The sequence below is a fragment of the Methylocystis borbori genome, from assembly GCF_036576025.1.
GTDB lineage: Bacteria > Pseudomonadota > Alphaproteobacteria > Rhizobiales > Beijerinckiaceae > Methylocystis > Methylocystis borbori.
Genome location: NZ_JAZHYN010000030.1, coordinates 1 through 25,055, shown reverse-complemented (window position 1 = coordinate 25,055; position 25,055 = coordinate 1). Strand labels below are relative to the sequence as shown.

General features: G+C 66.1%; 27 protein-coding genes and 1 tRNA gene. 16 read left to right on the top strand and 12 right to left on the bottom strand.

The window, feature by feature from the left end:
• Positions 1–184 precede the first annotated feature (184 nt).
• Positions 185–1,411: a cell wall hydrolase gene (locus V3H18_RS10950; RefSeq protein ID WP_332082082.1), complete on the top strand. Its 1,227-nt coding sequence runs from the start codon at positions 185–187 to the stop codon at positions 1,409–1,411.
• A gap of 48 nt (positions 1,412–1,459) precedes the next feature.
• On the opposite strand, the gene V3H18_RS10945 is transcribed toward V3H18_RS10950, so the two are convergent.
• Together V3H18_RS10945 and V3H18_RS10940 are read right to left on the bottom strand one after the other, a co-directional pair.
• Positions 1,460–2,140 (bottom strand): aminotransferase class IV, encoded by a 681-nt coding sequence (locus tag V3H18_RS10945; protein ID WP_332082081.1) that lies wholly within the window; start codon positions 2,138–2,140, stop codon positions 1,460–1,462.
• Positions 2,089–3,273 (bottom strand): aminodeoxychorismate synthase component I, encoded by a 1,185-nt coding sequence (locus V3H18_RS10940; protein WP_332082080.1) that lies wholly within the window; start codon positions 3,271–3,273, stop codon positions 2,089–2,091. The genes V3H18_RS10945 and V3H18_RS10940 overlap by 52 nt, the downstream gene beginning before the upstream one ends.
• 155 nt (positions 3,274–3,428) lie before the next feature.
• On the opposite strand from V3H18_RS10940, the gene V3H18_RS10935 reads away from it, so the two are divergent.
• Positions 3,429–4,253 (top strand): TIGR00282 family metallophosphoesterase, encoded by an 825-nt coding sequence (locus V3H18_RS10935; protein WP_408631779.1) that lies wholly within the window; start codon positions 3,429–3,431, stop codon positions 4,251–4,253.
• A gap of 89 nt (positions 4,254–4,342) precedes the next feature.
• The gene (gene ypfJ / locus V3H18_RS10930) at positions 4,343–5,245 is read left to right on the top strand and encodes a KPN_02809 family neutral zinc metallopeptidase (RefSeq protein ID WP_332082078.1); all 903 of its coding nucleotides are present in this window, start codon (positions 4,343–4,345) and stop codon (positions 5,243–5,245) included.
• Positions 5,246–5,248: 3 nt separating this feature from the next.
• Here the strand turns inward: ypfJ and V3H18_RS10925 are convergent, their stop codons facing one another.
• Positions 5,249–5,779: a transposase gene (locus tag V3H18_RS10925; protein WP_332082077.1), complete on the bottom strand. Its 531-nt coding sequence runs from the start codon at positions 5,777–5,779 to the stop codon at positions 5,249–5,251.
• A 109-nt stretch (positions 5,780–5,888) separates the two neighbouring features.
• On the opposite strand from V3H18_RS10925, the gene V3H18_RS10920 reads away from it, so the two are divergent.
• The 3 genes from V3H18_RS10920 (at position 5,889) to V3H18_RS10910 (ending at position 9,938) form a co-directional block, all read left to right on the top strand.
• On the top strand, positions 5,889–7,430 hold the full coding sequence (locus V3H18_RS10920) for an NAD(P)H-hydrate dehydratase (RefSeq protein WP_332082076.1): 1,542 nt from the start codon (positions 5,889–5,891) through the stop codon (positions 7,428–7,430).
• Between the two features lie 254 nt (positions 7,431–7,684).
• Complete coding sequence (locus V3H18_RS10915) at positions 7,685–8,329, top strand: carbonic anhydrase (RefSeq protein ID WP_332082075.1); 645 nt, start codon at positions 7,685–7,687, stop codon at positions 8,327–8,329.
• Between the two features lie 37 nt (positions 8,330–8,366).
• On the top strand, positions 8,367–9,938 hold the full coding sequence (locus V3H18_RS10910; protein WP_332082074.1) for a SulP family inorganic anion transporter: 1,572 nt from the start codon (positions 8,367–8,369) through the stop codon (positions 9,936–9,938).
• A 15-nt stretch (positions 9,939–9,953) separates the two neighbouring features.
• Here the strand turns inward: V3H18_RS10910 and V3H18_RS10905 are convergent, their stop codons facing one another.
• A complete protein-coding gene (locus V3H18_RS10905; RefSeq protein WP_332082073.1) occupies positions 9,954–10,661 on the bottom strand; it encodes a tetratricopeptide repeat protein in 708 nt (235 codons plus the stop codon).
• A gap of 273 nt (positions 10,662–10,934) precedes the next feature.
• Between V3H18_RS10905 and V3H18_RS10900 the strand changes: the two genes are divergently transcribed.
• Positions 10,935–11,384: a hypothetical protein gene (locus V3H18_RS10900; protein ID WP_332082072.1), complete on the top strand. Its 450-nt coding sequence runs from the start codon at positions 10,935–10,937 to the stop codon at positions 11,382–11,384.
• A 7-nt stretch (positions 11,385–11,391) separates the two neighbouring features.
• On the opposite strand, the gene V3H18_RS10895 is transcribed toward V3H18_RS10900, so the two are convergent.
• Together V3H18_RS10895 and V3H18_RS10890 are read right to left on the bottom strand one after the other, a co-directional pair.
• On the bottom strand, positions 11,392–12,147 hold the full coding sequence (locus V3H18_RS10895; protein WP_332082071.1) for a glycerophosphodiester phosphodiesterase family protein: 756 nt from the start codon (positions 12,145–12,147) through the stop codon (positions 11,392–11,394).
• Positions 12,144–12,623: a RidA family protein gene (locus V3H18_RS10890; protein ID WP_332082070.1), complete on the bottom strand. Its 480-nt coding sequence runs from the start codon at positions 12,621–12,623 to the stop codon at positions 12,144–12,146. The genes V3H18_RS10895 and V3H18_RS10890 overlap by 4 nt, the downstream gene beginning before the upstream one ends.
• Positions 12,624–12,744: 121 nt before the next feature.
• On the opposite strand from V3H18_RS10890, the gene V3H18_RS10885 reads away from it, so the two are divergent.
• On the top strand, positions 12,745–13,575 hold the full coding sequence (locus tag V3H18_RS10885; protein ID WP_332082069.1) for a cell envelope integrity EipB family protein: 831 nt from the start codon (positions 12,745–12,747) through the stop codon (positions 13,573–13,575).
• A gap of 13 nt (positions 13,576–13,588) precedes the next feature.
• Here V3H18_RS10885 and V3H18_RS10880 read toward each other — a convergent pair whose 3' ends face one another.
• Entirely contained in the window at positions 13,589–14,644 is a 1,056-nt protein-coding gene (locus V3H18_RS10880) for a hypothetical protein (protein WP_332082068.1), read from the bottom strand.
• Positions 14,645–14,850: 206 nt separating this feature from the next.
• On the opposite strand from V3H18_RS10880, the gene speB reads away from it, so the two are divergent.
• The 3 genes from speB to V3H18_RS10865 are packed head-to-tail and all read left to right on the top strand — an operon-like array spanning position 14,851 to position 16,962.
• The gene (gene speB / locus V3H18_RS10875; protein WP_332082067.1) at positions 14,851–15,750 is read left to right on the top strand and encodes an agmatinase; all 900 of its coding nucleotides are present in this window, start codon (positions 14,851–14,853) and stop codon (positions 15,748–15,750) included.
• A gap of 38 nt (positions 15,751–15,788) precedes the next feature.
• Positions 15,789–16,718, top strand: coding sequence for a non-homologous end-joining DNA ligase (ligD, locus tag V3H18_RS10870; protein WP_332082066.1), 930 nt, complete (start codon positions 15,789–15,791; stop codon positions 16,716–16,718).
• A 49-nt stretch (positions 16,719–16,767) separates the two neighbouring features.
• Positions 16,768–16,962, top strand: coding sequence for a hypothetical protein (locus V3H18_RS10865; protein WP_332082065.1), 195 nt, complete (start codon positions 16,768–16,770; stop codon positions 16,960–16,962).
• A gap of 67 nt (positions 16,963–17,029) precedes the next feature.
• Here the strand turns inward: V3H18_RS10865 and V3H18_RS10860 are convergent, their stop codons facing one another.
• From V3H18_RS10860 to V3H18_RS10850, 3 genes are all read right to left on the bottom strand, one after another.
• Positions 17,030–19,012 (bottom strand): PhoX family protein, encoded by a 1,983-nt coding sequence (locus V3H18_RS10860; protein ID WP_332082064.1) that lies wholly within the window; start codon positions 19,010–19,012, stop codon positions 17,030–17,032.
• 221 nt (positions 19,013–19,233) lie between these two features.
• Positions 19,234–19,632, bottom strand: coding sequence for a carboxymuconolactone decarboxylase family protein (locus V3H18_RS10855; RefSeq protein WP_332082063.1), 399 nt, complete (start codon positions 19,630–19,632; stop codon positions 19,234–19,236).
• A 154-nt stretch (positions 19,633–19,786) separates the two neighbouring features.
• Positions 19,787–19,876 (bottom strand) — tRNA-Ser (locus V3H18_RS10850).
• Between the two features lie 49 nt (positions 19,877–19,925).
• Here V3H18_RS10850 and V3H18_RS10845 point away from each other — a divergent pair.
• From V3H18_RS10845 to V3H18_RS10830, 4 genes are all read left to right on the top strand, one after another.
• On the top strand, positions 19,926–20,372 hold the full coding sequence (locus tag V3H18_RS10845) for a gamma-glutamylcyclotransferase family protein (RefSeq protein WP_332082062.1): 447 nt from the start codon (positions 19,926–19,928) through the stop codon (positions 20,370–20,372).
• On the top strand, positions 20,369–21,220 hold the full coding sequence (gene panC / locus V3H18_RS10840) for a pantoate--beta-alanine ligase (RefSeq protein WP_332082061.1): 852 nt from the start codon (positions 20,369–20,371) through the stop codon (positions 21,218–21,220). Before V3H18_RS10845 ends, panC begins: the two co-directional genes overlap by 4 nt.
• Positions 21,221–21,520 carry an acylphosphatase gene (locus V3H18_RS10835; protein ID WP_332082060.1) on the top strand — a complete coding sequence of 100 codons (300 nt, stop codon included), beginning with the start codon at positions 21,221–21,223 and terminating at the stop codon, positions 21,518–21,520.
• A gap of 74 nt (positions 21,521–21,594) precedes the next feature.
• Entirely contained in the window at positions 21,595–22,437 is an 843-nt protein-coding gene (locus tag V3H18_RS10830) for a shikimate dehydrogenase (protein ID WP_332082059.1), read from the top strand.
• A gap of 30 nt (positions 22,438–22,467) precedes the next feature.
• On the opposite strand, the gene V3H18_RS10825 is transcribed toward V3H18_RS10830, so the two are convergent.
• Positions 22,468–22,938 carry a phasin family protein gene (locus tag V3H18_RS10825; RefSeq protein WP_332082058.1) on the bottom strand — a complete coding sequence of 157 codons (471 nt, stop codon included), beginning with the start codon at positions 22,936–22,938 and terminating at the stop codon, positions 22,468–22,470.
• 14 nt (positions 22,939–22,952) lie between these two features.
• Complete coding sequence (locus V3H18_RS10820; RefSeq protein WP_332082057.1) at positions 22,953–23,309, bottom strand: phasin; 357 nt, start codon at positions 23,307–23,309, stop codon at positions 22,953–22,955.
• A 335-nt stretch (positions 23,310–23,644) separates the two neighbouring features.
• Here V3H18_RS10820 and V3H18_RS10815 point away from each other — a divergent pair.
• On the top strand, positions 23,645–25,055 hold a 1,411-nt coding region (locus V3H18_RS10815), incomplete at its 3' end, for a PAS domain-containing protein (protein WP_332082056.1).

Below are 25,055 nucleotides of genomic sequence, written 5' to 3'. Positions count from 1 at the left end.
TCATTTGAATCTGCCCCATTCTGGCACGCCCGCGCCGGCGCCCCTGCAACGGTTCGGCAAGCCTAATCGTCCATAAACTTTCGGAAAGTTCTTCGCATCCGGCCTACGGCCCGATGCGAGACACGCGCCGTCGTCCTTGGGACTTGTCATGCGTCGTCAGTCGAAACCGCGCCGAGCCAAAAAAATGGTCGCGCCTTGGGTCTTCAGCGTCATGGCCCCCTGGGCGCTCGGCGTCGGCGTTCTTGTCTCCTTCACCGCCGTCGCGGGCCAGGACCCCGTCGGCGACTGGCGCAGGTCGCCGCTCGCGGCGCGCGTCAGCCCCGACGCCGACGCGGGGCTCGGCGAGGCGGCGAGCGGCGGTTTCGGAGGGAAGGCGCTCGTGCATCAGGCGCGGCTGATGGTGGGCGCGCGCGAGGACATCAGCCCCATTCCCGACGAGCGCGAGCCGCATGTCGAACTCAAGCCCGACGTGTCGCATTTTCCCGAAGTCGATCGCACGCATAAGGGCGATCCGGTCGTCGCCATGCGCCCGACTTTCGAGACGCGCCGCCAGACCCCCTCGACGCTCGGGCTCGCCGAACAAACGCGGCTTTCCGTCGACGATCCGGGCAAGGAGATCCCGCTCGCGCCGCGCGCCGCGACGGCGGGCGACGAGGCGCTTGACGCGCCGGAGGCCGCAGCCGTCGTAGCGGAGACGCCGACGACGCAGAAATCCATCGCCGCCGCTTCGCCCGCGCAAGGCGGCTCGGCCGCGACGACGCCGGCGAATGACGCCGCGCGCGATGCGGCGAAGGAAGCTTTGGCGGAACGCGCGCTCCATGGCGCGACGCCGCAAACGCCGCGCGCCGTCGCGCTCGGCTCTTCGACCCCGGCGCAGCCCGACGCCACGCCGATCGAAGTCGCTTCCTTCCCGCGCGCGACGCTGGCGCTTTCGGCGCCCGGCCAGCCCGATCCGGGCGGCGCGGCGCGGCCCGATTACGCCGCGCTGATCGACCAGGAGAAGCTCAGCCGCGAGGCGCGCTGCCTTGCGGAGGCGGTCTATTTCGAGGCCCGCAGCGAGCCCGAGGCCGGGCAGGCGGCGGTCGCGCAAGTTGTGCTCAACCGCGTCGAGAGCGGTCTTTACCCGTTATCCGTCTGCGGCGTCGTCTATCAGAACCGGCATCATTATCATCGCTGCCAGTTCTCCTTCGCCTGCGAAGGCAGATCGCTGCGCATCACCGAGCGCGAGGCCTGGGAACAGGCCGTGCGCGTCGCCAATGAGGTGATGGACGGGCGCACCTATATTTCCGACGTCGGCCGCTCGACGCATTATCACGCCAATTACGTCAAGCCGCGCTGGTCTCGGGCGCTGACCAAAATGGATATGATCGGCCGGCATATCTTCTATCGGCTGAAGCCCGGCCAGACGTGATCTCTCGTTGATTCCCGATCGCGCGCAAAATGCGCGTCGGGAATGACGTCATGCGCGTAGCTCGGAGGCGATGAGATGCGCGCGCACGAGGCCGCGCACCGAATTGCCGAGCATAAATTCGCTGGTCGCGAGATCGTCGAGGCGCAAAATCGTTTCGCGCGCGTCGCCCCTCGCGAGAAGGCGGGCGCGCAGCGTCCCCGGCAGCAGGCCGCAGGAGAGCGCCGGCGTCAGCAGGACGCCGTCTTGAGGGAGAAAGACATTGCAGCGCGAGCTTTCGCAAATCTCGTCGCGCTCATTGAGAAACAGAACGTCGTCGGCGGCGTTGCGCCTGTTGGCTTCCGCGAGCTCGTGGTCATAGAGCGCGCGGCGCGTCGTCTTATGGCGCAGCAGCGGATCGGCGGCGGAAAAGCGCCGCTCTGCGAGCGCGACGCGCCAGACGGTTTCTGGCGAAATCGGCTCGATCGGCGTCACGCTCGTTTCGATCGCGCCGTCGCGCGAAAGCGCGAGCCGCACGCGCAGCCGCGGCGCCTCGGCGGTTGCGACGGCTTCGCCGAGCGCCGCGCCGATGAGCCTTTCGTCATAGGCGAAGCCGAGCGCCGCGCTCGAAGCGGCGAGGCGCGCGAAATGTTCCGGCAGGAGATGAAAGCCGTCTTCGCGCGTCCAGAGCAGCGTTTCGATCAGGCCGAAATCGTCTTCGCGCCCGCCAGGAAGCGCGCCTTGATCAGACATTCCTCATACTCTTCGCGCGCGCGGGAATCGGCGACGATGGCGGAGCCGACGTTGCAGATCAGTTCCCCTTGGGGAAAAAGCGACAGCGTGCGGATCGCGACATTGAAGCGGATGTCGCCGTCGGGGGCGATCAGCCCCAGCGATCCGCAATAGACGCCGCGCGGCGCGCATTCGAGATCGCGGATGATCTCCATGGCGCGAATCTTCGGCGCGCCCGTCACCGAGCCGCAGGGAAAAAGCCCGGCGAAGAGGTCCTTCAGCGTGACGTCCTCGCGCAGCCGCGCTTCGATCCCCGAGGTCATCTGATGCAGCGTCGGATAGGTCTCGACGGTGAAAAGATCGGTGACCTTCACCGTGCCGACCTCGGCGAGGCGCGAGAGATCGTTGCGCAGGAGGTCGACGATCATCAGATTTTCGGCGCGGGATTTTTCGTCCTCCACGAGATATTGCGCGCGCGCCATGTCTTCGGTCGGCATCGCGCCGCGCTGCGCCGTGCCCTTCATCGGCCGGGCGCGGATGGCGCGGCCCTGCGCCTCGAAAAACACTTCCGGCGACAGCGAGACGATCGTTTCGGCGCCGAGCGCCACGACGCCGCCATAGGCGACGGGCTGGCGCCGGCGCAAGCCGCGATAGAGCGCGAGCGCGTCGCCCTCATAGCGCCCGTAGAGCGGGAAGGTGAGATTGATCTGATAGACGTCGCCGGCGAAAATATAGTCCCGGCATTTATTGAAGCGCTCGGTGTATTCCTCCTGCGTCCAGGCTGGCGTCAGCGCGATGAAGGGCGCGGGGCTCTCGCTTCGCGGCGGCGAGAAGGGCCGCGGCGCGCGAAAGGCGCCAAAGAGGAGCAAAGGCGTGCGCGCCTGTGGCGTCCTTTGCGTCGAAAATTTCGGCTCCAGCGCATAGCCGAGCTCATAGCCGGCGTAGCCCGCGAGATAGAGGCCGCGCCGCGCGCAGGCCTCCATGCGCGCGAAAGCCGCCGGAACTTCATGCGGTTCGCGCGCGAGAATGATCTCTTCCGGCTCGTCGAAAAGCAGCGCGCGGCCATTGTCCCGCCCGTCCTCGAAAAGGACGTAAGGGCGCTCCGGCGCGACGTTGCGCGTCAGGATGGCGGGAAGTTCGGCGGCGTCTTGCATGTTTGGCGGGGCTCGCGATGACCGGCGATGTTACAACAGAGCCCTCCAGTTATGAAAGGCCGCCCCTGCGCGCAATGTTTCGCGCGCCCGTAATTCAAGGATTTTGCTCTCGCGCCCGGCGCGGGCTATGACGGCCTATGTCGAATTCCGCCCTGCTGCGCATCCTTTTCATCGGCGACGTCATGGGCCGCTCCGGGCGGGCGGCGCTCACGCGTTTCGTGCCGCGTCTGCGCGAAAAATGGGCGCTCGACTTCATTGTCGTGAACGGCGAGAACGCCGCCGGCGGCTTCGGCGTCACCGAAGCGATCTGCGACGAAATGCTTGGCCTTGGCGTCGATTGCGTCACGCTCGGCAATCACGCCTTCGACCAGCGCGAGGCGCTCGTCTTCATCGAGCGCCAGCCGCGTCTCCTGCGCCCGATCAATTATCCGCCCGGCACGCCGGGACGCGGGGCCAATCTCTTCAAGGCGGCGCGCGGCCAGCAGGTGCTCGTCGTCAATCCGATGGGCCGCGTCTTCATGGATGCGCTCGACGATCCCTTCGCCGCCATCGAGCGCGAGCTCGGCGCCTGTCCGCTCGGCGTCGGCTGCGACGCGATCCTGATCGACATGCACGCCGAAACCTCCTCCGAGAAGATGGCGATGGGCCATTTCGTCGACGGCCGCGCCTCGCTCGTCGTCGGCACGCATACCCATACGCCGACCGCCGACGCGCAAATTTTTCCGGGCGGCACCGCCTATCAGACCGACGCCGGCATGACCGGCGATTATGATTCCATCATCGGCATGGAGAAGGAGGAGCCGCTGCGCCGCTTCCTGCGCAAGACGCCGGGCGCGCGCTATGAGCCCGCGAGCGGCGAGGCGACGCTCTGCGGCGTCGCGGCCGAGATCGGCGCCGACGGGCTCGCGGCCATGATCGCGCCAGTGCGCCTCGGCGGCCGTCTGCGCCAGGAATGGCCGGCGGAATGGGGAGAGCCCTGAGCGCGAAGGCGTCCGCACTACCCGGGATGACAAACCTCCACTAAATAGCGGGTGAGAAAGGGCGTCCCCGGGCGCAGGAGCGAGGCATTATGAAGTGGGAAGACCTGCAGTCGTCGGAAAATATCGAGGATCGTCGGGGCGATGAGGGTCCGATGATCGCGCGGGGCCCGCGGATCGGCGGGGGCGGCATCGGCCTTGGCACAATGCTGATCCTGGGCCTCGTCGGCTGGGCGCTGGGGATCAATCCCGCCATCCTCATCGGCGGCGCGCAGATGATCAACAGCATGCGCGGCGACCGCGAGGTCGTCCTGCCGCAGCAGGAGTCGCCGCAACCACATCAGGGCGCGGTCACGGACCGGATGGGCCGTTTCGTCTCCAAAGTGCTCGGCTCCAATGAAGAAGTCTGGTCGAAGACGCTTCCCGAACAAAAAGGCGTGCGCTTCGAGCCGCCGCGCCTGGTGCTTTTTGACGGCTATACCCAGTCGCGCTGCGGCCCGGCGCAGTCGGCCATGGGACCGTTCTATTGCCCGCTTGACCGGCGCATCTACCTCGACGTCTCCTTCTTCCGCGACATGCAGCGGCGGCTCGGCGGCGGCGGCGATTTCGCCTACGCCTATGTGATTTCCCACGAAATGGGCCATCACATCCAAAATCTGCTCGGCATTCTCCCCAAAGTGCAGCGCGCGCAGCAGATGGCGGGCAGCCGGTCGGAAGCGAACGCGCTTTCCGTGCGCGCTGAACTCATGGCCGACTGTCTCGCGGGCGTGTGGGCGCATAACGGCAATCAGCGCCAGAAATTCCTCGAAGAGGGCGACATCGAACAGGCGGTGGCGTCGGCGCAGGCGATCGGCGACGATCGGGTGCAACGCGCTCAGCGCGGCTATGTCGTGCCCGACAGCTTCACCCACGGATCGTCGGCGCAACGCACGCAGTGGCTGCTCAAGGGCTTGAAGACCGGCAGCATCGACGCCTGCAACACGTTTAATTTATAGGCGTCAAAAAACCCGGCGGGCGCGGCTCGCCAGATCCTCGCTTCGCAGCGCGCGGGCGAGGCGCGAAATATCTTCGTCGCCCGCCTCGGCGAGCGCGGCCTTTTCGGCGATCAGCCCGACGGGCCGCGCAAAGCCCGGCGCAAGCCGCGTGAGAAGCGAATCGGGCGCGAGGCGAAGGGTCCGCGCGCGGGCGTAATCGCCATAGGCGAAGAGGTCATGGACCTCCTCGACGAAGCCGCGCTCGACGGCGAAGCCGGCGACAAGCAGGAGAATATGGTCGCGGCGCGCCATTTGGAGCGCCTGCGCGAGTCCCTCCTTGGCGCGCGCCGTCTCGATGAGCGCGCAGCCGGCCTCGTCGGCGATTTTGTCGAGCCCGCGCGCGGGCGCCCCCACCAGCGCCGCATCCGCGACGAGTCCCTGCACGCAGGCCTCGACGAGCGAGCCGAGACTGCGCGCGATCGTGTCCCTGCGCAGCGGCGGCGCTTCTGGCGCGTCATAGGCGAGGAGCACGGCGGTCAGCATGGCTTGAGACATAGCCGAAACGACGCTGCGGCGGAATGCGGCGCCGGATAAAGAACCGTCCGCGCTGCGCAAAGCAGCGGCGCCCATTGCGCGGGCCGCTGCCTTCGGTCACCATCGCTACATGCCTGCCGTCCTGACCGTCGATCTCCCCCTTGAAGTGCTCACGACCGACCAGATGGCGCGGGCCGATCGGCTGACGATCGAGGGCGGCGTTCCGGCCATGACCCTGATGGAAAACGCCGCCCTGGCGCTCGCCAAGGCGACGAGCCAGATTTTGCAGCGCACGAGCGGTCGGCGGGTCCTCGTGCTTTGCGGGCCGGGCAATAATGGCGGCGACGGTTTCGTCGCGGCGAGCCTGTTGCGTTCGCAACGGTACAAGGTGCGCGTCGCCTCCCTCGCGCGGCTCGAAGAGCTGCGCGGCCCCGCCGCGCGCGCCGCGGCGGCCTGGCCCGGCGCGGTGACATCAGCGCTGGAATGCGAATTCGAGGGCGCCGATCTTGTCGTCGACGCGCTGTTTGGCACCGGTCTCGCGCGCGATCTCGACGCGGACGCCTGCGATCTCGTGCGCCGCCTCAATCGCTGGCGACGCGCAAGCGGCCAGAACGTCGTCAGCGTCGATATTCCCAGCGGCGTCGACGGCACCACCGGCGCCGTGCGCGGCGCGGCGGTCGAGGCCGACGCGACGGTCACCTTCTTTCGGGTGAAGACCGGCCATCTGCTGCTTCCCGGCCGCCTGCATTGCGGCGCGCTCGCCTGCGCCCATATCGGCATCCGCCCTTCGGCGCTGGAGACGCTCCACGTTTCGACCTTCATCAACGCCCCCGCGCTTTGGCGGTCGGACCTGCCGCTGCCGCAGATCGAAGGCCACAAATATTCGCGCGGCCATGCGCTCGTCGTCTCCGGCGGCGCGTCCTTCACCGGCGCCGCGCGGCTGTCGGCGGCGGCGGCGCTGCGCGCCGGCGCGGGCCTCGTCACTCTGGCGAGTCCGTCAGACGCGCTCACCGTCAACGCCAGCGCGCTCACCTCGGTGATGGTGCGGCCGGCGGACGGCGCGCGGGGCCTCGCCGCCGTTTTGACCGATGAGCGCAAGAACGCCGTCGCGCTCGGTCCGGGGCTCGGCGTGAGCGAGGAAAGCTGCGCCAAGGTCGAAACCGCGCTCGCGCCGCAGGCCTATCGCCGCGCCGCGGTTCTCGACGCCGACGCGCTGTCGAGCTTCGCCCATGATCCCGAACGGCTGTGGCGGGCGACGCGCGCCGCGCCGGGGCCCGTGGTGATGACGCCGCATGCGGGAGAATTCGCGCGGCTCTTCGCCTGCTGCGAAAACGACGGCGCCTGCCGCTCGAAGCTCGACAAGGCCCGCGCGGCGGCGCGCGCCAGCGGCGCCGTGGTCGTCTATAAGGGACCCGATACGGTGGTCGCGGCGCCGGACGGGCGGGCCTCGATCCTGCCCTCCGCGACGCCCTGGCTGGCGACCGCGGGCTCCGGCGACGCGCTGACGGGTATCATCGCTGGGCTGCTGGCGCAGCGCATGGAGGGATTTCTCGCCGCCTCCTGCGCGGTCTGGATGCATGCGCGCGCCGCCGAGATTTACGGGCCCGGCCTCATCGCCGACGACATTATCGCTTCGCTGCCGCATGTCTGGCGCGAGTTGTGCGGTCGCTGAAGCGACGAAAAAACAGGCAGCCGATATTTCATCCGGTCGACATTACAAATCATTAAGTCTGGAGCCATGGATTTGCCTCGCCGCGGACTTGTGGCGTCGCTTTAATGTTTCTAGACTGTGTCTGACTTGAGCGAAGGCAAGAAGGGACAAGTTCCTGGCTTGCGGCCGCTTTCAGCGGCCGCTGTCGCTTCTCCGTCACATTGCCGTCGCAGGCAGGGCCTTCTTCAACGGTCGAAAAACGAAACGGGCGCGAGATGCAATCCTTCGAGAAACTATTGCTCGAGAATAAGGCCTGGGCTGGGGAAAAGAAGCTCCACGACCCGGGCTACTTCGAGCGTTTGGCGACCAATCAGAAGCCCGAATTCCTGTGGATCGGATGTTCCGACAGCCGCGTGCCCGCCGATATCATCGTCAACGCCGCGCCCGGCGAGATTTTCGCCCATCGCAATATCGCCAATCAGGTGATCGCCACCGATTTCAACAGTCTCAGCGTCATTCAATATGCGGTTCAGGTGCTCAAGGTGCAGCACATCATCGTCTGCGGCCATTATAATTGCGGCGGCGTGAACGCCGCGCTGGGGCCGCAGCGTCCCGAGCTCGAACTCCTCAACAAATGGCTGCTGCACATCAAGGACGTCTATCGCATGCATCGCGACGAGATCGACGCGCTCAATTCGCAGGCGGAGCGCGCCCATCGTCTCGTCGAGATCAATGTGATCGAGCAAGTGCGACGCCTGTCGCAATTCTCCATTGTCCAGAGCGCCTGGAAAAAGGATCGCCAGCCGGTGCTGCACGGCTGGGTCTTCGCGCTCGACGACGGCGTGCTGCAGCAGCTCATCACGCTCCCGCCGGGCAGCGACGTAGACAGCATCTACCAGGAGTTTGGCGACGACGCCTAGCTAGCTGGCCCGTCGGCCGCGATAAGGAGATTCGCGCGTGTTGAGGAAGCATTTCGACTACTATTTCCGCTATCTCGACCACGATATTCCGGCGGGGATCGTCGTCTTTCTCGTGGCGCTCCCGCTTTGCCTCGGCATCGCCATCGCGTCAGGCGCGCCGCCCTTCTCGGGCGTCATCGCCGGCGTCGTGGGCGGCCTCGTGGTCGCGGTCCTGAGCGGCTCGCAGCTCAGCGTGTCGGGTCCCGCCGCGGGCCTGACCGTGATCGTCGCCGCGGCGACCGAAAAGCTCGGCTTCGACGGCCTCCTGCTCGCCGTCGCCCTGTCGGGCCTCATGCAGCTCGCCATGGGCTATCTGCGCGCCGGCATCATCGGCGCCTTCTTCCCGTCCGCCGTCATCAAAGGCATGCTCGCGGCGATCGGGCTCATTCTCATTATGAAGCAATTGCCGCACGCCATCGGCTATGACGCCGACGCGGACAGCGATCTCTCCTTCCTCGAAGACGACAGCCACACGGCGCTGTCCTTCGTCTGGGAAGCGTTCGGCTCGGTCACCTGGGGCGTCGTCTTCGTCAGCCTCGCCTCCATGGCCATTCTGCTGATATGGGAGACGCCTGCGGTCAAGAAGCGCCGTTTCCTTTCGCTTCTGCCGGGTCCGCTGGTCGCCGCCCTCTTCGGCATCGCCTATAATTTGCTCGCCCAGGCGCTCTTTCCGTCGTTTGCGATCGGTTCGCAGCATCTCGTCAATCTGCCCACGATTTTCGGGCCGGCGGATTTCGCGCGCCAATTCAGCTTTCCCGATCTTGGTCGGCTCACAGACGCCCAAATCTATGTGACCGCCGCGACCTTGGCGCTCATCGGGAGCCTCGAGACTTTGCTCAGCCTCGAGGCGGTCGATAAGCTCGATCCGTTCAAGCGCGTCGCGCCGACCAACCGCGAGCTTAAGGCGCAAGGCGTCGGCAACTTCATCAGCGGCATGCTCGGCGGCCTGCCGATCACCGCGGTGATCGTGCGCAGCTCCGCCAATATCGACGCCGGCGCGCACACCAAGGTCGCCGCCGTGTTGCATGGCGCCTTGTTGCTGCTGAGCGCAATGTTTCTTGCGAGCGTCCTCAATCTCATTCCGCTCGGCTGCCTCGCCGCCGTGCTGCTGCTCACCGGTTACAAGCTCGCGAAGCCAAAACTCTTCATCTCGCAATATGAAAAGGGCTTCAACCAGTTCGCGCCCTTCGCGGTGACGATCGGCGCGATCCTCGCCACCGACCTTCTCAAGGGCATGGCGATCGGCATGGCCGTCGGCCTGTTCTTTGTGCTGCGGGCCAATTATCACTCGGCCTTCTCGCTGACGCGCGACGGCAAGAATTATCTGCTGCGCCTGCAGAAGGACGTGTCCTTCCTCAACAAGGCGCAGCTTCGCAGCTATCTCGAGGATATCGAGGCGCACAGTTATCTGGTGATCGACGGCACGCGCGCCGGCTTTATCGATTACGACATCATGGAGACGCTCCAGGACTTCATCAAGGCGGCGAGCGACGACAATATCGAGGTGGAGCTCAAAGAGGTGCGCGGACTGGATCGACCCAATGGATTGGTCGCGCAGGCGGCGGCGTAAGCGTCGCTTCTTAGGTCAGCGGCGCGCTTCGAGCCTTTGCTTGCGCGCGCGGCGCGCGAAGGCGCAGGCGTCGAAATCAGCGTCGAGCCGGCAGGATTTAAGATAATAGCGTCGCGCGCGCTTGACGTTTTTGCGGACGCCTTCGCCCTCGCTATAAGCCTGTCCGAGCATGGCGCAGCCCCAATTGTCGTTCTTCGCGCAGGCGATCTTGAAGCTTCTGAACTGGCAGCGATCCTTCTCCGGCTGCGACAGCGCCTTAAGCGGATCCCCTTCGTCGGCGCCGTTGCGCATATGGGCGGCGCGATTGGTGCAGCCGGCCGCTTCTCCGAGCGCGCAAGCCATGGAGAACATGCGTTGCGCATAGCGCGGCGCGACGACGTCCTCATTCTCTTGAAAGGCGAGCGCCAGCCGAAAGCAATGTTCGGGGCCGCCCGCGACGCAGGCCCGGTAACATTTTTCAGGGTGTGTGGCGCAATCGGCGCTGCCGGCAGATTCGCCGCTCGGCGGGCGCGCGCGGCGCGCAACGCTCTTGCCGAAGGCGTCGGCCGGACAAAGGCGCGAAGCGGCGAGCAGCGCCTCGTCGCGATCCATCGCCGCGGTCGCGGTGCGGGCGTTTGCCGCATTGAAGGATTCGCGCTTTTCCTCGGCGAGAGCGGAGCCGGCGCTCAGGAGCAGCGCCGCCGTCGCGAGCATCAGCGCATGATGGACGCATCGTTTCAGCATGGACCGGCGATCCTCTATTTTGACCTTCGCGCAAGCCGCGCCTGATGAAAGCGCTAGCCCACTTCGTCGGCGAAACGGTTGCGCGGGCGCACATGTCGGCGCATGCTAGATCACGCTGCATTTGGGCGAATCGCCCAAATGCGGATGACGTGATCGATTCCTAACGTTTAGAGCGCGCTTTACGCGAAAAACCGGGTTCCATTTTTTCGCAGCGCGCCCTATGGGCGCCGCTCGACGGCGTGGATTTTTCATCGACGAATTTTGGAGGAAGGAATGTCTATCAGCGCATCAAAATTCTTGCGCCGGGCGGCGCTTGCGGCGCCGCTCTTGTTCGCCGGCGGCGTTCCCGCTTCAGCGCTTTGCGTGACGAGTCCGATGACGGGCAATTGGATGTCGACCAATCCCGCGACGCGCGGGTTGACCCGCGCCGAGGTCGAGGTCGGCTGTTGCGATCAGGTGCTGAACGGCCAGCTCGTCTGCTCGCCGCCCGACAGCGTGCGTCTCTTCGGGCGCTGCCATCCCACCGATTGCGATTGGGGCGTGCGCGCCGGCGCGTTTCAGACGGGAGGCGGCTTGCGGCTGACTTATAATCAGGGCTTCGCCAGACGCACTGTGCGCATCGATCCGCTCGCCGGCGGCAATTTGCGCGTGCGCGTCTTCACCGATTTCGCCGACCCGCGCCGCAGGGATTACAATATGACGGAGATCATGCGGCCCGAGTAACCCATCTTCATGGCGTAAAGCCCTCGAAGACGATCTGATCCGTCCATTGACGCGCATGCGCGGCCATGTCGGGCGTGCGCACCGTCCAGCTCGTGACAGGCAGGCCGAGCGCGTCGCGCATCAGCAGCGGAATGGCGTGCGGCAGATCGTCGACGCGCCAGGAGAGGAAATCCGGCAGCGTGCGCTGGTAATGCAGAAAATGCGTCAGTTCTTCGCGTCGCGCCGAAGCGAGTTGCAGCCAATCCGCTTCGTCATATCGCGCCTCCGCCACCATCCCGAGCGGAACATGAGCGAGGCCCCGGGCGCGCAGGAAAGCGATCTGGTCGGGATCGAAACTCTCGAGGGCGACGGGGCCGTCATAACGGGCGAGCGCCGCCGCGACGCGCTCGGCCGCCGTCGTATCGCCGTCGAAGGCGCTCTTGATTTCGACGACGAGCGGCGCGCGGCCGTCGATGGCCGCGAGAAATTGCGAAAAGCGCGGAATGGAGTCGTTCGCGCCGCGCAGCGTCAGACGCGACAGCGCCAGCGCCGATTGCGCGGAGACTTTTCCCGCGCCCTCGGTCAGCCGTTCGAGCGTCTCGTCGTGAAAGACGACGACTTCGCCATCAGCCGCAAGCTGTACGTCGCACTCTATGGCATAGCCCGCGGCGATCGCCGCGCGAGCGGCGGAAATAGAATTCTCGACCACGCCTTTCGCCGCGTCATGCAGGCCGCGATGCGCGATCGGCCGCGCCGTCAACCAGGACAAATCGCGCCCGCTCATGCGAGAATCTCGAAAATTCCCTCGACCTCCACGGCCGCGTCGAGCGGCAGTTGCGCGACGCCAACGGCAAAGCGCGCATGTTTGCCGTTCTCGCCCAGAACGGCGGCGACAAGATCGGAGGCGCCGTTCACGACCTGCGGCAGCGAGGCGAAATCCGGCGCGCTGTTGACATAGCCGCCGAGCCGCACGGCGCGCAGTTTCGCAAGGTCGCCGACGGCGGCCTTCGCCTGCGCCAGCACATTGAGCGCCGCCTGCCGCGCCGCTGCTTGTCCGGCTTCGAGCGAGACGCCGGCGCCAAGCTTGCCCTTATGCGCGGGGTCGACGCCATTCGCGCCGACGGGCAGTTGTCCCGAAACAAAAAGCACCGCGCCTGTCTGCATATAGGGGACGTAATTGGCGACGGGCGCGGCGGCGGTCGGCAGGGCGAGCCCGAGCGCGGCGAGCCGCGCCTCCGGCGTCTCTAACGAAGCGGTCATGGGGATTGGCCTCTTTGCTCCAGAAAGTCGTTGCTTGCAACGATGGGCGACCCTAATTTCCTCAATGCCGCGTGGCAAATGTCCAGCCGCAGTCGTCGCGGCGAGGAGAGAGTAAGCCTTGATGAAGCTGTTTCGCGCGGCGGTCGCCGCTTGTGCGCTCGCGCCTTTGCCATTGTCCGCGGCCGCCGAGACCGCCGCCGCGCCGCTCGCGCTCGCTTCGCATCGCGCCGTCTATGATCTCTCATTGCTCAAGGCGACGGGCGCCAAGGCGCCGGCGCAAGCGCGCGGCCGCATCGCTTTCGATTTTTCCGGCTCGGCCTGCGAAGGCTATGTGCAGAATTTCCGGCAGCTCACCGAATTGCAGCCTTCGGAAGGAACGGCGAAGCTCTCCGATATGCGCTCGGCGACGTTCGAGGCCGGCGACGGCGCCGATTTCCGCTTCAGGATCGAGACCAAAATCGACAACGCCAGCGCCGAGGAGATCGACGGCAAGGCGCAGAAGGCCGGCGGCGCCGGCGTATCGGTCGATCTCGCCAAGCCCAAGCGCGCGCGCGTCGAACTCTCCGGCCCGGCGCTGTTCCCGACCGAACATTTGCGCAAAATCGTCGCCGCCGCGGTCGCGGGCGAGCCGCTGCTTGAAGCGCGCGTCTTCGACGGCACCGGTGACGGCGAAAAGGTCTTCGACGCTCTGGCGATCATCGGCAAGGCGACGACCGAGGCGCCGCAGGAGAAGGCGGCGCAAGTCGACGCTTTGAAAGACATGCGACGCTGGCCGGTCGCCATTTCCTATTTCGATCTCGGCAAGAAGGACGGGCAGCCGATTTACGTGCTCTCCTTCGATCTCTATGAGAACGGCGTCTCGCGCGCGCTGAAGCTCGATTACGGCGACTTCGTCCTGCGCGGCGACATGACCGATCTCGTCGTCACGCCGACGCCCGCCTGCAAGAAATAGCGGCGCGCAACATTCAGCGCCAAGAGTAGCGACGCAGGTAAGCGGCGAGTCGCGCCAGGAGCGAGCGCTTCCTCCAGAACATCAGGCCATGAATGTCGAGGGTCTGCGCCGCGAAGGCCGCAGTCGGCGCAACGGCGAGAGGCGTCGCGTCCTCCGCGATCGCCATGAGCGCCGCTTCATCCGCCGGCATGGCGATTTCGACTCCCTCGTCCGTCCAGGGTCTGCGCGTCGCGTAATGCAGCAGCATGAGATGTCTGACGATGTCCTGCATGCGCGAGCGGGCGTTCTTGCGAAAGCTTCGGCTCCCCGCGCGGATGAGATAATGTCCGCTCGCCTCGTCGGAGCGCAGCATCAGCCCGACGAGGCGTCCGCATCCGGGCCAGAAGCTCGCGCTCGGGCGCTTGAGATGAATGAAAAGGCCTTCAAAGACCTTGGAGTCGAGGCGGCGCAATTCGCAGGCGCCCTCGAGGCGCGCCTGCGTCGCCGCGATATAGTCGAAGGGCGGCTCCTCTCCTTCCGCGCGCGGAATGCGCGCGCCCTCAATCGCCTCCAAAGCGACGGCCGCGACGCGCGCTGAGGCTTCGGGCGTGAGATGGTTTTCGTCCTGGAACTGCGCCGCCGTCGGCCCGCCGGGAAAGGCGTCCTCCAGCCAGAGGCAGGGCGTCGCATGCCGCGTCGCGGCTTCCGCATAAAGGCGCCGTATGCGCCGCGCCCTCCTGCGCGCGGCGCGGGCCTGCGACGGTCGCGGCGCGAGGCAGAGGAACATGAGGCGTATGCGCCGCCGCGCGCAGATATTTGCGATCGCCCGCAAGGCGTCGACGACGAGCGGCGGCTTGAGCGCGCCGGCGGCGAAAAGGAGAATGTCGTTGAGGCAATATTCGAAGACGATGGCGTCGGGGACGTCGTCGCCCTCGCGCTCCATCCTGAGCAGGGCCATCAGCCCATAAAGCGAACCGACGGCGCCGAGAAAGCGATTCTCGACCTCGTGACCCACGGCCTGTCGTTGAAACTGAAAGGCCCAGCCTTCACGCGTTCCGGCGTTGGAGCCGCCGAGCAGCAAGATTTTCATGCGTTGCGAATAATTGCGTAAAGTCCCGGGAATGCTCGCCGCTTGTGCGATTCTAACCCGAAGCGCGCCCCGAGGCCATAGGCGGGCGCGCAATGAAAACGCTTGTGGCGCACGGCGCTTCGCGGCCAAATTGAGGCGGGCGCGTCACAAAGGGGAGCGGGCGTCGATGTTTTCATTCCAGCGGGCCGCGAAGTGAGCGCGACAGTATGAGTTCGACGCCGACCTTCGCCGCCGCGCCCGGCTTTCTTGGTCTGGCGCGGCGCGCTGGCGACGCGGCGATCGCGATTGCGGGCGTTCCCTTCGACATTGGGACGACCAATCGCAGCGGCGCGCGCTTCGGGCCTTTCGCGATTCGGCATGCGAGCCGCATGCTGATCGACGGCGATCATCCGGCGCATTGGACCTCGCCTTCCATTCTCCCGCTGGCGGATGTCGGCGATTTCGCCATTGCGCTCGGCGACATCGCCGCAAGTCTGAAGCTCATCGAGGAGCAGGCTTCGGCGTATGCGCATCTTGTTACGCTCGGCGGCGACCACGGAATTACCCTGCCGCTGTTGCGCGCCTGCGCGAAAAGGCATGGGCCTCTGGCGCTGATCCATTTCGACGCGCATGTCGACACATGGCCGGATAATTTCGGCCAGCCCTATGCCCATGGCTCGATGTTCTATCACGCGATCAATGAAGGGATCGTCGATCCCCGCCGCATGATCCAGATCGGCATTCGCTCGCCCGTCGGGCGCGATGTTTACGACTGGACCCTGGGGCAGGGCGTGACCATCGTGCCAGCGCAGGAGGCCCATGAGATTGGACCCGCCGCCGTGGCCGCGAAAATTCGCGAGGTCGCGGGCGAGGGCCCCGTCTATCTTTCTTTCGACGTCGACGCGCTCGATCCGGCCTTCGCGCCCGGCACGGGGACGCCGGAGATCGGCGGCCTCGCCTCCTGGCAGGCGCAGGCGATCCTCAGACGGCTTGAAGGCCTGAACTTTGTCGGCATGGACGTCGTCGAAGTGGCGCCCGCCTATGACATTTCCGAAATCACCGCGCTCGCCGCCGCGACGATGGCGTGGGAATATCTTTCTTTGCTCGCCGCGCGCGAGACGGCGTAGGCTTCGCCGCGCGCGTGCGCGGAGCGCGGGAGGACGCCTTGGCTTCGCCAAATAAGCCCGGATCGAAACAAGAAACGGCGCCTCACAGCGATCCGCCATCCGCGATCACCCATGCCGAGCGCGTCGTCTATCCCGATTGTGGCGTCACCAAGGGCGACGTCGCCCGCTATTACGAAGCGGCGGCGGCGCGCATGGCGCCGCATCTCGAGACGCGCCTCGTCAGTCTCGTGCGCGCGCCGGAGAATATCGAAGCGGAGCTTTTCTACCAGCGCCATCCGATCAAAGGCGCGACAGATGGCGTCATCCCGGTCGAAACGAACGGCGAAACCTATATCGCGCTGCGCGGCGCGGAGGGCCTGCGCACGGCCGCGCAATTCGGCGCGTTAGAAATCCATGGCTGGATGGCGCGCTACGATCGGATCGAAACTCCGGACCGTATGGTCTTCGATCTCGATCCCGCGGAGGATGTCGGCTTTTCTGAAGTGAGGAGCGCCGCCCTTGCGGTCCGCGATCGTCTTCAAGCGATGGGCCTCCGCAGCTTCCCCATGATCACCGGCGGCAAGGGCGTCCATGTGACTCTGCCGCTCGATCGCGCGCTGACATGGAGCGACACGGAAATTTTCGCCGCCGGCTTCGCGCAGAGTCTCGCGCATGAAGAGCCGCAACGCTTCGTCGCGACGATGAGCAAGAAATTGCGCCAGGGGCGCATCTTCGTCGACTGGCTGCGCAACGCCAGGGCGGCGACGGCCATTCTGCCCTGGTCGCTGCGCGCGCGGCGGGGCGCGCCCGTCGCCACGCCGCTGACATGGGAAAGTCTCGCGGCGATGGAAAGCGCCAACGCTTTCACTCTGAAGACCGCGCTCGACGCCCCCGACGCCTGGCCGGATTTCTTTTCGACGCCGCAGACGATCGCCGCCGAGGCGCTCGCCGCCATGCGGCGCGTGAAGCCGGATCGGGCTTTTTCGTGAAGGCGCGCGGCGAAATGAGGCGATGTTTTTTCGCTTTGCCGCCGTCGTCATGACCGATCTCGAGCAGATAGTCCGCGCGCTGGCTTTGGCCGCTTTCATATTTTATCTCGCGGCCGGCGCGACGGCGTTCGGGCTTTCGCCGCGTCTGGCCCGAGGCGCTCGGCTTATCGCCTTCGTCCTGCTGGCGCTCGCGATGGGGATCGCGATCTTGGCGACGTTTGACTGGTTCGTCTTGAGGCGCTGACGCGTGTTGATACGGCAGAATTGAACGAGCGCAAGGCGGCCGGAAAGACCGCCCTGCGCGTCGAGTCTCAACAAGCGATCTTGCCGCGATTCGTCCGCGTGATGACGACGACCGACGGGCGCGGCGGGACGCCCTGTTGGAAATCCGGCCAGCGCGTCGAGGGGGCGTTGAAAGCGCTGCCCTCGCCCGGGTGCTGAACCGCAAGGAACAGCGTCTCGAGATTTGGCGTAAAGCGCGGTCCGCAGAGTTCCGCGTTGATCGGAACATGGAAGAAATGCTTCGCCGTTCCCCGCGCGGGGCCGTCGGTTTCGATCGCCCAGAGGCCGTCGGCGCGGCCCGTGGAGTCCGGCCCCTGACCGTCCGTCGCCACCCACAGCCGACCCTTCGCGTCGATCGCGACATTGTCCGGCATGCCGAACCAGCCGTCCGCCGTCGTCTTGGGATTGAAGCTCGCGCCGACCGACGGGTCGAGGTGATTGCCGCATTTGACGAGGATATTCCACTTGAACGTCGTCGCGGCGTGATCGCCGGAGTCCGGGATCATTTCAATAATGTGGCCGTAGGCGTTTTTCGCGCGCGGATTGGCCGGGTCGATTTGCGCCGCCGTGCGATTGGTGTTGTTCGTCAGGACGACATAGACCTTGCCGGTGGCGGGGTTCGCCTCGACGTCCTCGGGACGATCCATCTTGGTCGCGCCGAGAAGATCCGCCGCGAGACGCGTATTGATCAGCACCTCGGCTTGATTGGCGAAACCTTTCGCGGCGGTCAGCGGCCCCTGCCCATAAACGAGCGGCAGCCATGTTCCCGAGCCGTCGGCGTTGAATCGCGCGACATAGAGCACGCCCTTATCGAGCAAGTCTTTATTCTTCGCGCGATTGGAGGTGTCCACCTTGTCTTGGGTGACGAATTTATAGACATAGTCGAAGCGCTGATCGTCGCCCGAATAGATGACGAGGCGGCCGTCGCGACTGACGATCGATTCGGCGCCCTCATGCTTGAAGCGGCCGAGCGCGGTGCGCTTGACCGGCGTCGAGGAAGGATCGAAAGGGTCGATCTCGACGATCCAGCCGAAACGATTGGCTTCGTTGGCCTCCTTGGCGATATCGAAACGCGGATAGAAATTGCCCCAATCATTGACGGCGCCCGGCACGCCGTAGCGCCGAAAGCCGGCTTCGTTCGGATGGCCCGTCAATGACGACGAAGGATCGATGAAGTAGTTGTTGAAATTCTCCTCGCAAGTAAGCCACGTGCCCCAGGGCGTCACGCCGCCCGCGCAATTGTTGATCGTGCCGAGCACCATGGTTCCGGTCGGGTCCGCGCTGGTTTTCAGCTTGGCGGCGCCTGCGGCGGGGCCCGAAAAGCGCATCGGCGTCGTCGCGGTGATGCGCCGCGCGTAGAAGCTCGGGTCCATCACATTCCATTTGTCGCCGGACTTCCGGATCTCGATGACCGAGCCGCCATGCGCCGCCATCTCGATGTCGACGAGCGCCGTCGTCCTGGGAGAAGAGGTCGGAAACATCAGCAGGGCGTCGGTATATTCGTGGTTCACGACGAGCAGGCCATGGACGCTCTCGTCGGCGCCGCCGCTCCATCCCCCATTCAAGTCGCGCCGAGGCTGGTCGAGCGGGATATAGCCGATGAAATCGTTGTTGTAGCCGAATTGCTTCGCCTGGGCGGCGGCTGATTGATGCTGGACGTCGAACTGCGGCGCGCCGCTGACGACCTTATCGCCCCAGCGGATAAGAATGTCGGCGCGATAGCCGTCGGCGACGTGATGCGTCTGGTCGAAGCCGGCCTTGAGTTCGAGAAAGTCGAAGGACGGCGTCGTGTTCCCGCGGAGTCCGAACCATGGCAGGTTGAGGTTGGGCAGCGCGCGCGCGGGCGTAACCGCCGCGATTGCGGAAACCGCCAGGATCCCCCTCGCCAGATCGCGACGAGAGAGGCGTTCGGCGATCATGTCGCCCATCGTTGGATTGTCGCTGTGATTCGAACTGACGTCGTCTGGGTCTTTGGGCTTATCGATGTGAGAAAAATGTGAATCGCGCGTCATGATCGTTCCCTCTTCCATTTCGGCGCTTGGTCTTATGGACCGAGGGGCGCTTACATGGCGTCGGTGAACGCGACATGACGTTGCGAATTGGTTCAATTAAGATGTGGGAGGCCGCGCGCGCGTCACGCGCGCGTCGTCAAAGCGGCATATTGCTGTAAGGTTTTTCGCGCAAGCGAAACGCTCCGACCGCGGATGTAACGGCGAGCCTTTTTTATTTGGCGTCAGCGAATGTCATAAGCCTCGTCGATGGGCGCGCCGAGCGCCGTCACGAGTCGATTGGTTTCCGCCGCCATCCCGACGATCGCGAGCAATTCTCGATGCTCCGCCTCGGTCATGCCTTTCGCCCTTGCGGCGGCGGTGTGCGAATGGACGCAATAAGAGCAGCCATGCGCGATCGACACGGCGATATAGATCATCTCCTTCACCTTGGGCTCCAATACGCCCTCGCCCATGACCGCCTTGACGCCTTCCCAAGTGCGCTTCAGCGTCGCCGGATCATGCGCCAGCGCGCGCCAGAAATTATTCACGAAGTCGCTCTGGCGCGTTGCGCGGATGTCGGCGAAGACAGCCTGCGCTTCGGGGGAAAGTTCTTCTTCGCTCAGCAGTCGAACGGTGGCCATGTCGATAACCTTTAGGCGATGTGGTTTCTTCGGCGCCGATATAGAGTGGGATCGTTCTCAAGGGAAACGCCGTCCGTTCCATCGAGAATGATGTTGCCGAACGGCCTAAGGCCCCGCCAATCAATCCTGCGAAGGGCGTCAGCGCGAATCAGGATGGCGGAAGGGGTGGGATTCGAACCCACGGTGGAGTCGCCCCCACGCCGGTTTTCAAGACCGGTGCCTTAAACCGCTCGGCCACCCTTCCATTTCGCCGTGATATAGCATGCGGCGTCCGTTTCGCGACCGGGATTTGCATGCCGCTCTACTTCGCCTATGGCTCCAATATGGACGCCGCCGCCATGGAAAAGCGCTGTCCGCGTTCGCGGCTTCTCGGACGGGCGCGGCTCGCGGGCCATCGGCTCGTCGTCATGGCCTCGGGCTTCGTCAGCGTCGCGGCGGACCGGCGCGCAAATGTCCATGGCGTCTTGTGGAGCGTGCCGACGGGCGACGTGATCGCGCTCGACCGCTATGAAGATATCGCGCATGGGCTTTACGCCAAGAAAATCTTTCCCGTGCTGCGCGAGCCCGTCGGCGCCGTCATGGCGCTGACCTATGTCGGCGCCAATCCCAATCTCGGGGCGGCGGGGCGCCTTTATCTCGAAGGCGTCGTCGCGGCGGCGCGCGCGCAGGCGCTGCCCGAGGATTATATCGACTATCTTTCGAGCCTCGTCGCGGCTCGGCAAGGAGGCCGCCGCTCATGAGCAAGGACGTTCCCGTCGTCGCCACGGTCGAGGAGCTGCGCGCCTATGTGCGCGCGCGCCGTTCGCTCGGCGAGCGCATCGGCCTCGTGCCGACGATGGGCGCGCTGCACGCCGGCCATCTTTCGCTCGTCGAGGCCGCGCGCCGCGAGGCGGAGCGGGTCGTCGTCACGATTTTCGTCAATCCCAAGCAGTTTGGCCCGAGCGAGGATTTCGCCCGCTATCCGCGCACGCTCGCCGCCGATCTGGGCAGCCTTGCCGGCGTCGCCGCCGATCTCGCCTTCGCGCCTTCGGTCGAAGAAATCTATCCGCCGGGCTTCGCCACCACGGTGACGCAGCAAGGCCCCGCCACGGCCGGTCTCGACGACCGCTTTCGACCGTCGCATTTTGACGGCGTCGCGACGGTGGTGACGAAACTCCTCAATCAGGCGCAGGCGGATGTCGCTGTCTTCGGCGAGAAGGACTACCAGCAACTTTTGGTCATCAGGCGTCTCGCGCGCGATCTCGACATCGGGACAAAAATCGTCGGCGCGCCGACCTTGCGGGAAGCGGACGGCCTCGCCATGTCGTCGCGCAATGTCTATCTTTCGCAGGACGAGCGCGCCCGCGCCCCGCAGCTCCATGTCGCGCTGAGCGAAGCGGCGCGGCGCATTCTCGCGGGGGATGATATCGGCAAGGTGATGGACGAGGGGCGCGCGGCGCTCGCCGCCGCGGGCTTCGACGTCGACTATTTCGAGGCGCGCCACGCCGAGACGCTCGCGCCCATCGCGCGCCGCGAGGAGGGGCCCATGCGCCTGCTCGCCGCCGCGCGGCTCGGCGCGACGCGGCTCATCGACAATATGGCGGCGTGAATGAGCGAGCGACAGATCGTCCGCCTCATTATCGAAGGCCGCGTGCAGGGCGTGGGCTATCGCGCCTTCTTGATTCGCGAAGCCCTGGCGCTTGAACTCGCCGGCTGGACACGCAACCGGCGCGACGGCTCCGTCGAGGCGGTCGCCGTCGGATCGCGCGCGGCGCTCGACGCGCTTATCGATGCGGCGCGCCGGGGGCCGCGCCTTGCCCGCGTCGAGATTGTGCGCGAGGAGCCGGCGGACGAAGCGGCGCTCGTCCAATTTCGCGGCGCCGGATTCGTCCTGGCGCCGGATGCCTAAATCTTCCGCGTCTTGTGCGGGCGCAGATGGGCGCGTAGCCTCGCCGCGCCCTCGCAGCTCCCGGAGTCGGAGAATTGCCTAATCGCCATCGCTTCATTCTCGCCGGCGTCATGGGCTGGCCGATCGCGCATTCGCGCTCGCCGAAAATCCACAATCACTGGTTCGCGCAATATGGGCTCAACGGCGCCTATGTCCCGCTGGCCGTCGAACCGGGCCGGTTAGAAGCCGCGCTGCGCGCGCTGCCGGCGCTTGGCTTCGCCGGCTGCAATCTCACCATTCCGCATAAGGAGGCGGCGCTGCCTTTCCTCGATCGCGTCGAGGCGGCGGCGACGCGCATCGGCGCCGTCAATTGCGTCATCGTCGGGAAGGACGGGGAGCTGATCGGCCGCAATTACGACGGCTTCGGCTTCATCGCGTCGCTCGAGGAGGCGGCGCCAGGCTGGCGCGCGGAGGCAGGCCCTTGCGTCGTCATCGGCGCGGGCGGCGGCGCGCGCGCCATCGTTCACGGACTTTTGGAAGCGGGCGCGCGCGAGATACGCCTGTTCAACCGCACGCCGGAACGCGCGCGAAAACTCGCCGAAGATTTCGGGCCGCTCATCCAAGCGGGTCCCTGGGAGGAGCGCCATGCGGCGCTCGCCGGCGCCGGCCTTCTCGTCAATACGACGAGCCAGGGGATGGTCGGCCAGCCGCCGCTCGATCTTTCGCTGGAAAAGCTCCCCGAATCGGCGCTTGTCGCCGACATCGTCTATGCGCCGCTGGAGACGCCTCTGCTCGCCGCCGCGCGCGAACTCGGCGCCACGACCGTCGATGGTTTAGGGATGCTGTTGCATCAGGCCCGGCCGGCCTTCCGCGACTGGACCGGCGTCATGCCGGAGGCGACGCCCGCGCTGCGCGCTCTGATCGCCGCGACGCTCTAAAAAAGAGCGTCGCAGGATCGCTTTCGTAAATTACGCCGCGCGCGCGCCGCAGAGCGGCGCGACGGGAAGGCTCGCCAGACGTTGCGCGAGCGTCAGCAGCTCCGTCGACTGACGCGTGACGCTCTCGAGGCGCTCGGTCACGAAGCGCGCATGCAGGTCCGTCACTTCCTCGAGGGTCTTCGCCTTGGCGAGGCGCTCGGCGAAATCGAAGAAGGCGGTCAGGTTCTCCGTCCAAAGGTCGAAGGATTTCTTCTGCCAGAGGGCGGGGTCGAAGGTCTCGCCCGCCGCGTCAGGCGCGACGATTTGCGACGCCACGGTCGTAAGCGCCGTGGTGGGCGCGGCGACAGGGGGCGCCGCCGGAGCCGCGGGAGAGGCTGTAGCCGGCGCCGCGGCGGGGGGGATGACCGGCGCGGGCGCCGTTTCGGTTAAGGTCTCGGCGACGGCGGGCGTCTCGGCCGGGGCGGGTTTCGATTTGGGCGAAGCGTTCGTTGGGGTAGCCATCGCGTCTCTCCCGGTCAGGATTTCGTCGTCGTGCGCTGAAAGACCGCGCCAAGCTCCTTGGCTTGCTCCTGAATCGCCTGAATCTGCTTTTGCACATATTCCGACTGAAGCTTGAAGACTTCCTGCGGATCCTTGGCGTGGACGAGTCTCTGCGCGAGATCGAAGGCGGCGTTGACATTGGCCTCGGCGAAGGAAAGCGCCTTCGCGCTCACGTCCCGCGCGCCGGTCAGGGGGAAGGGAATCTCGCTCGGCGTGTCCAAAGCCTTCTGCGCCGCGCCGGTGAATCCTTCGAAAGCTTTACGCGCCTGCTCCACGCTCTTTTCGGCGAAATCACGGACTTCATTAGGGATCTGATAGATCGGTTCAACCATGGCGCACCTCCGTGCCGAAAAAATGAAAGCGCCGCGACGCTCGAATATCGAGCCCGCTCGCGTCGCGCCCTGCCCGGATGGCGATCCAGCGAGCAGGGCCACCTTGCGCTATATTTTGCTGCAATGCAACATATTTGTGCATTGCAATAGCGTCGAGCGGCGTTTTACATTAAACGGCCGCCGCTTCGACCTTGCAAAAAAAAATGAAAGCCTTGCGACGGCCATAGACCGGACGCGGCGCCGCGACTAATTTGGTTCATTCCGACGCGTCAAGCCGACGGCGACGCCAGAATGCGCGCTCCGGCACATGAAACCTCCCTCGGGCGGTAGGGCATATGGCCGGTTCGCAGCTTGACCTCGAAGAAGGCGCGCGCGCGGCCGCTCGCATCGCGGCGGATCCGGCCTTCGCCGCGCTTGACGCCTCCGGCGCGCCGATCCTGGCGACGCGCGGCGATCCGCTCGCGATCGTCTATCTCAACGACGCCGCCCGCGCCGTTTTCGGCGAGGATGCGGCGACGCTCGCCGACCAGCTCTTTCGCGGCGCGGACCCCGGCGCCAAACGTCTCGCCGAACTCGTCGAATCGGTGCGCCAGGGCGCGGCCCTTCGCCTCGAACGGCTGAGCTTTCCCATCTTGGAGCGCCCGCAGACCGTTACTTTTCTCTGCCGCAGCCTTGGGGACGACCACGGCGACGCCTGTTTCATCCTGGCGGCGCTCGGCGTGCGGCCGCAATCGCGCGCGGAGGCGCCGGTCGTCGCAGCGCGGGCGCCCGAGGAGTCCGCCTCCGAGGCCACTCTCGCCCTGCGCGCGCGTCTCGCCGCGCGCCACGGCGCGCGCGCGCCGCGTTTCCTCTGGAAGACCGATGCGCAGGGGCGCTTTGTCGACGTGACCTATATGCTTGCCGATGTGGTCGGCGATTCGGGCGCCGACATTCTCGGCCGGTCGGTCGAGGAGGTCGCGCAGACATTGTCGCTCGGCCCGGCCCTGGCGCTCGCCGCGGCGTCGCGGCGCTCCTGGAGCGGACTCGAAGTCGGATGGCCGCTCGAAGGCGGCGCGGGGCGCGTGCCGGCGACGCTCGGCGCGCTGCCCATGCTCGACGCCGCGCGCCATTTCACGGGGTTTCAGGGCTATGGCGTGCTGCATCTCGATCGCGCCGTCGCGCGGGAGAGCGGGGCGCCGACCGAAGCGAGAAAGCCGTCCCCGGCGCCCGAGGAGACGGGGGAGAACCGCATCGCCGACAATATCGTGGTGCTGCGGCCGCCGCCCCCCGCCGCGCGCGGGGAGTCAGAAGGCGAGACGGCGTTAAGTTCGATTGAGCTGTCAGCTTTCGACGAGATCGCCCGGACGCTGCGCGAAGGGGGGCCCGTCGGCGCCGAGGCGGAGCCCGCTCGGGAGGAGGCGGCGCCGGCCGCGCCGCTCTATTCGTCGCAGGCGCTGCTGGCGACGCTCGATCATCTGCCTGTCGGCGTGCTGGTGGCGCGCGGCAAGGAGACGCTTTACGTCAATCGCGCCTTGCTCGACGATCTCGGCTACGCGGATCGCGCCGCCTTCGACGCCGATGGCGGTTTCGCGCGCATGTTCTTCGGCCGGACGCCGGGCCAAATTGGAGCCGAAGACGGCGCCGCCCTCGTTTCGGCGGCGGGAGACGGCGGCGCGCTCGACCTCGATGCGCATTTGCAGAGCGTCGAATGGGACGGCGGGCCGGCGACGCTCGTCGTCCTGCGCCGCCATCCGCCGCGGCGGCCGC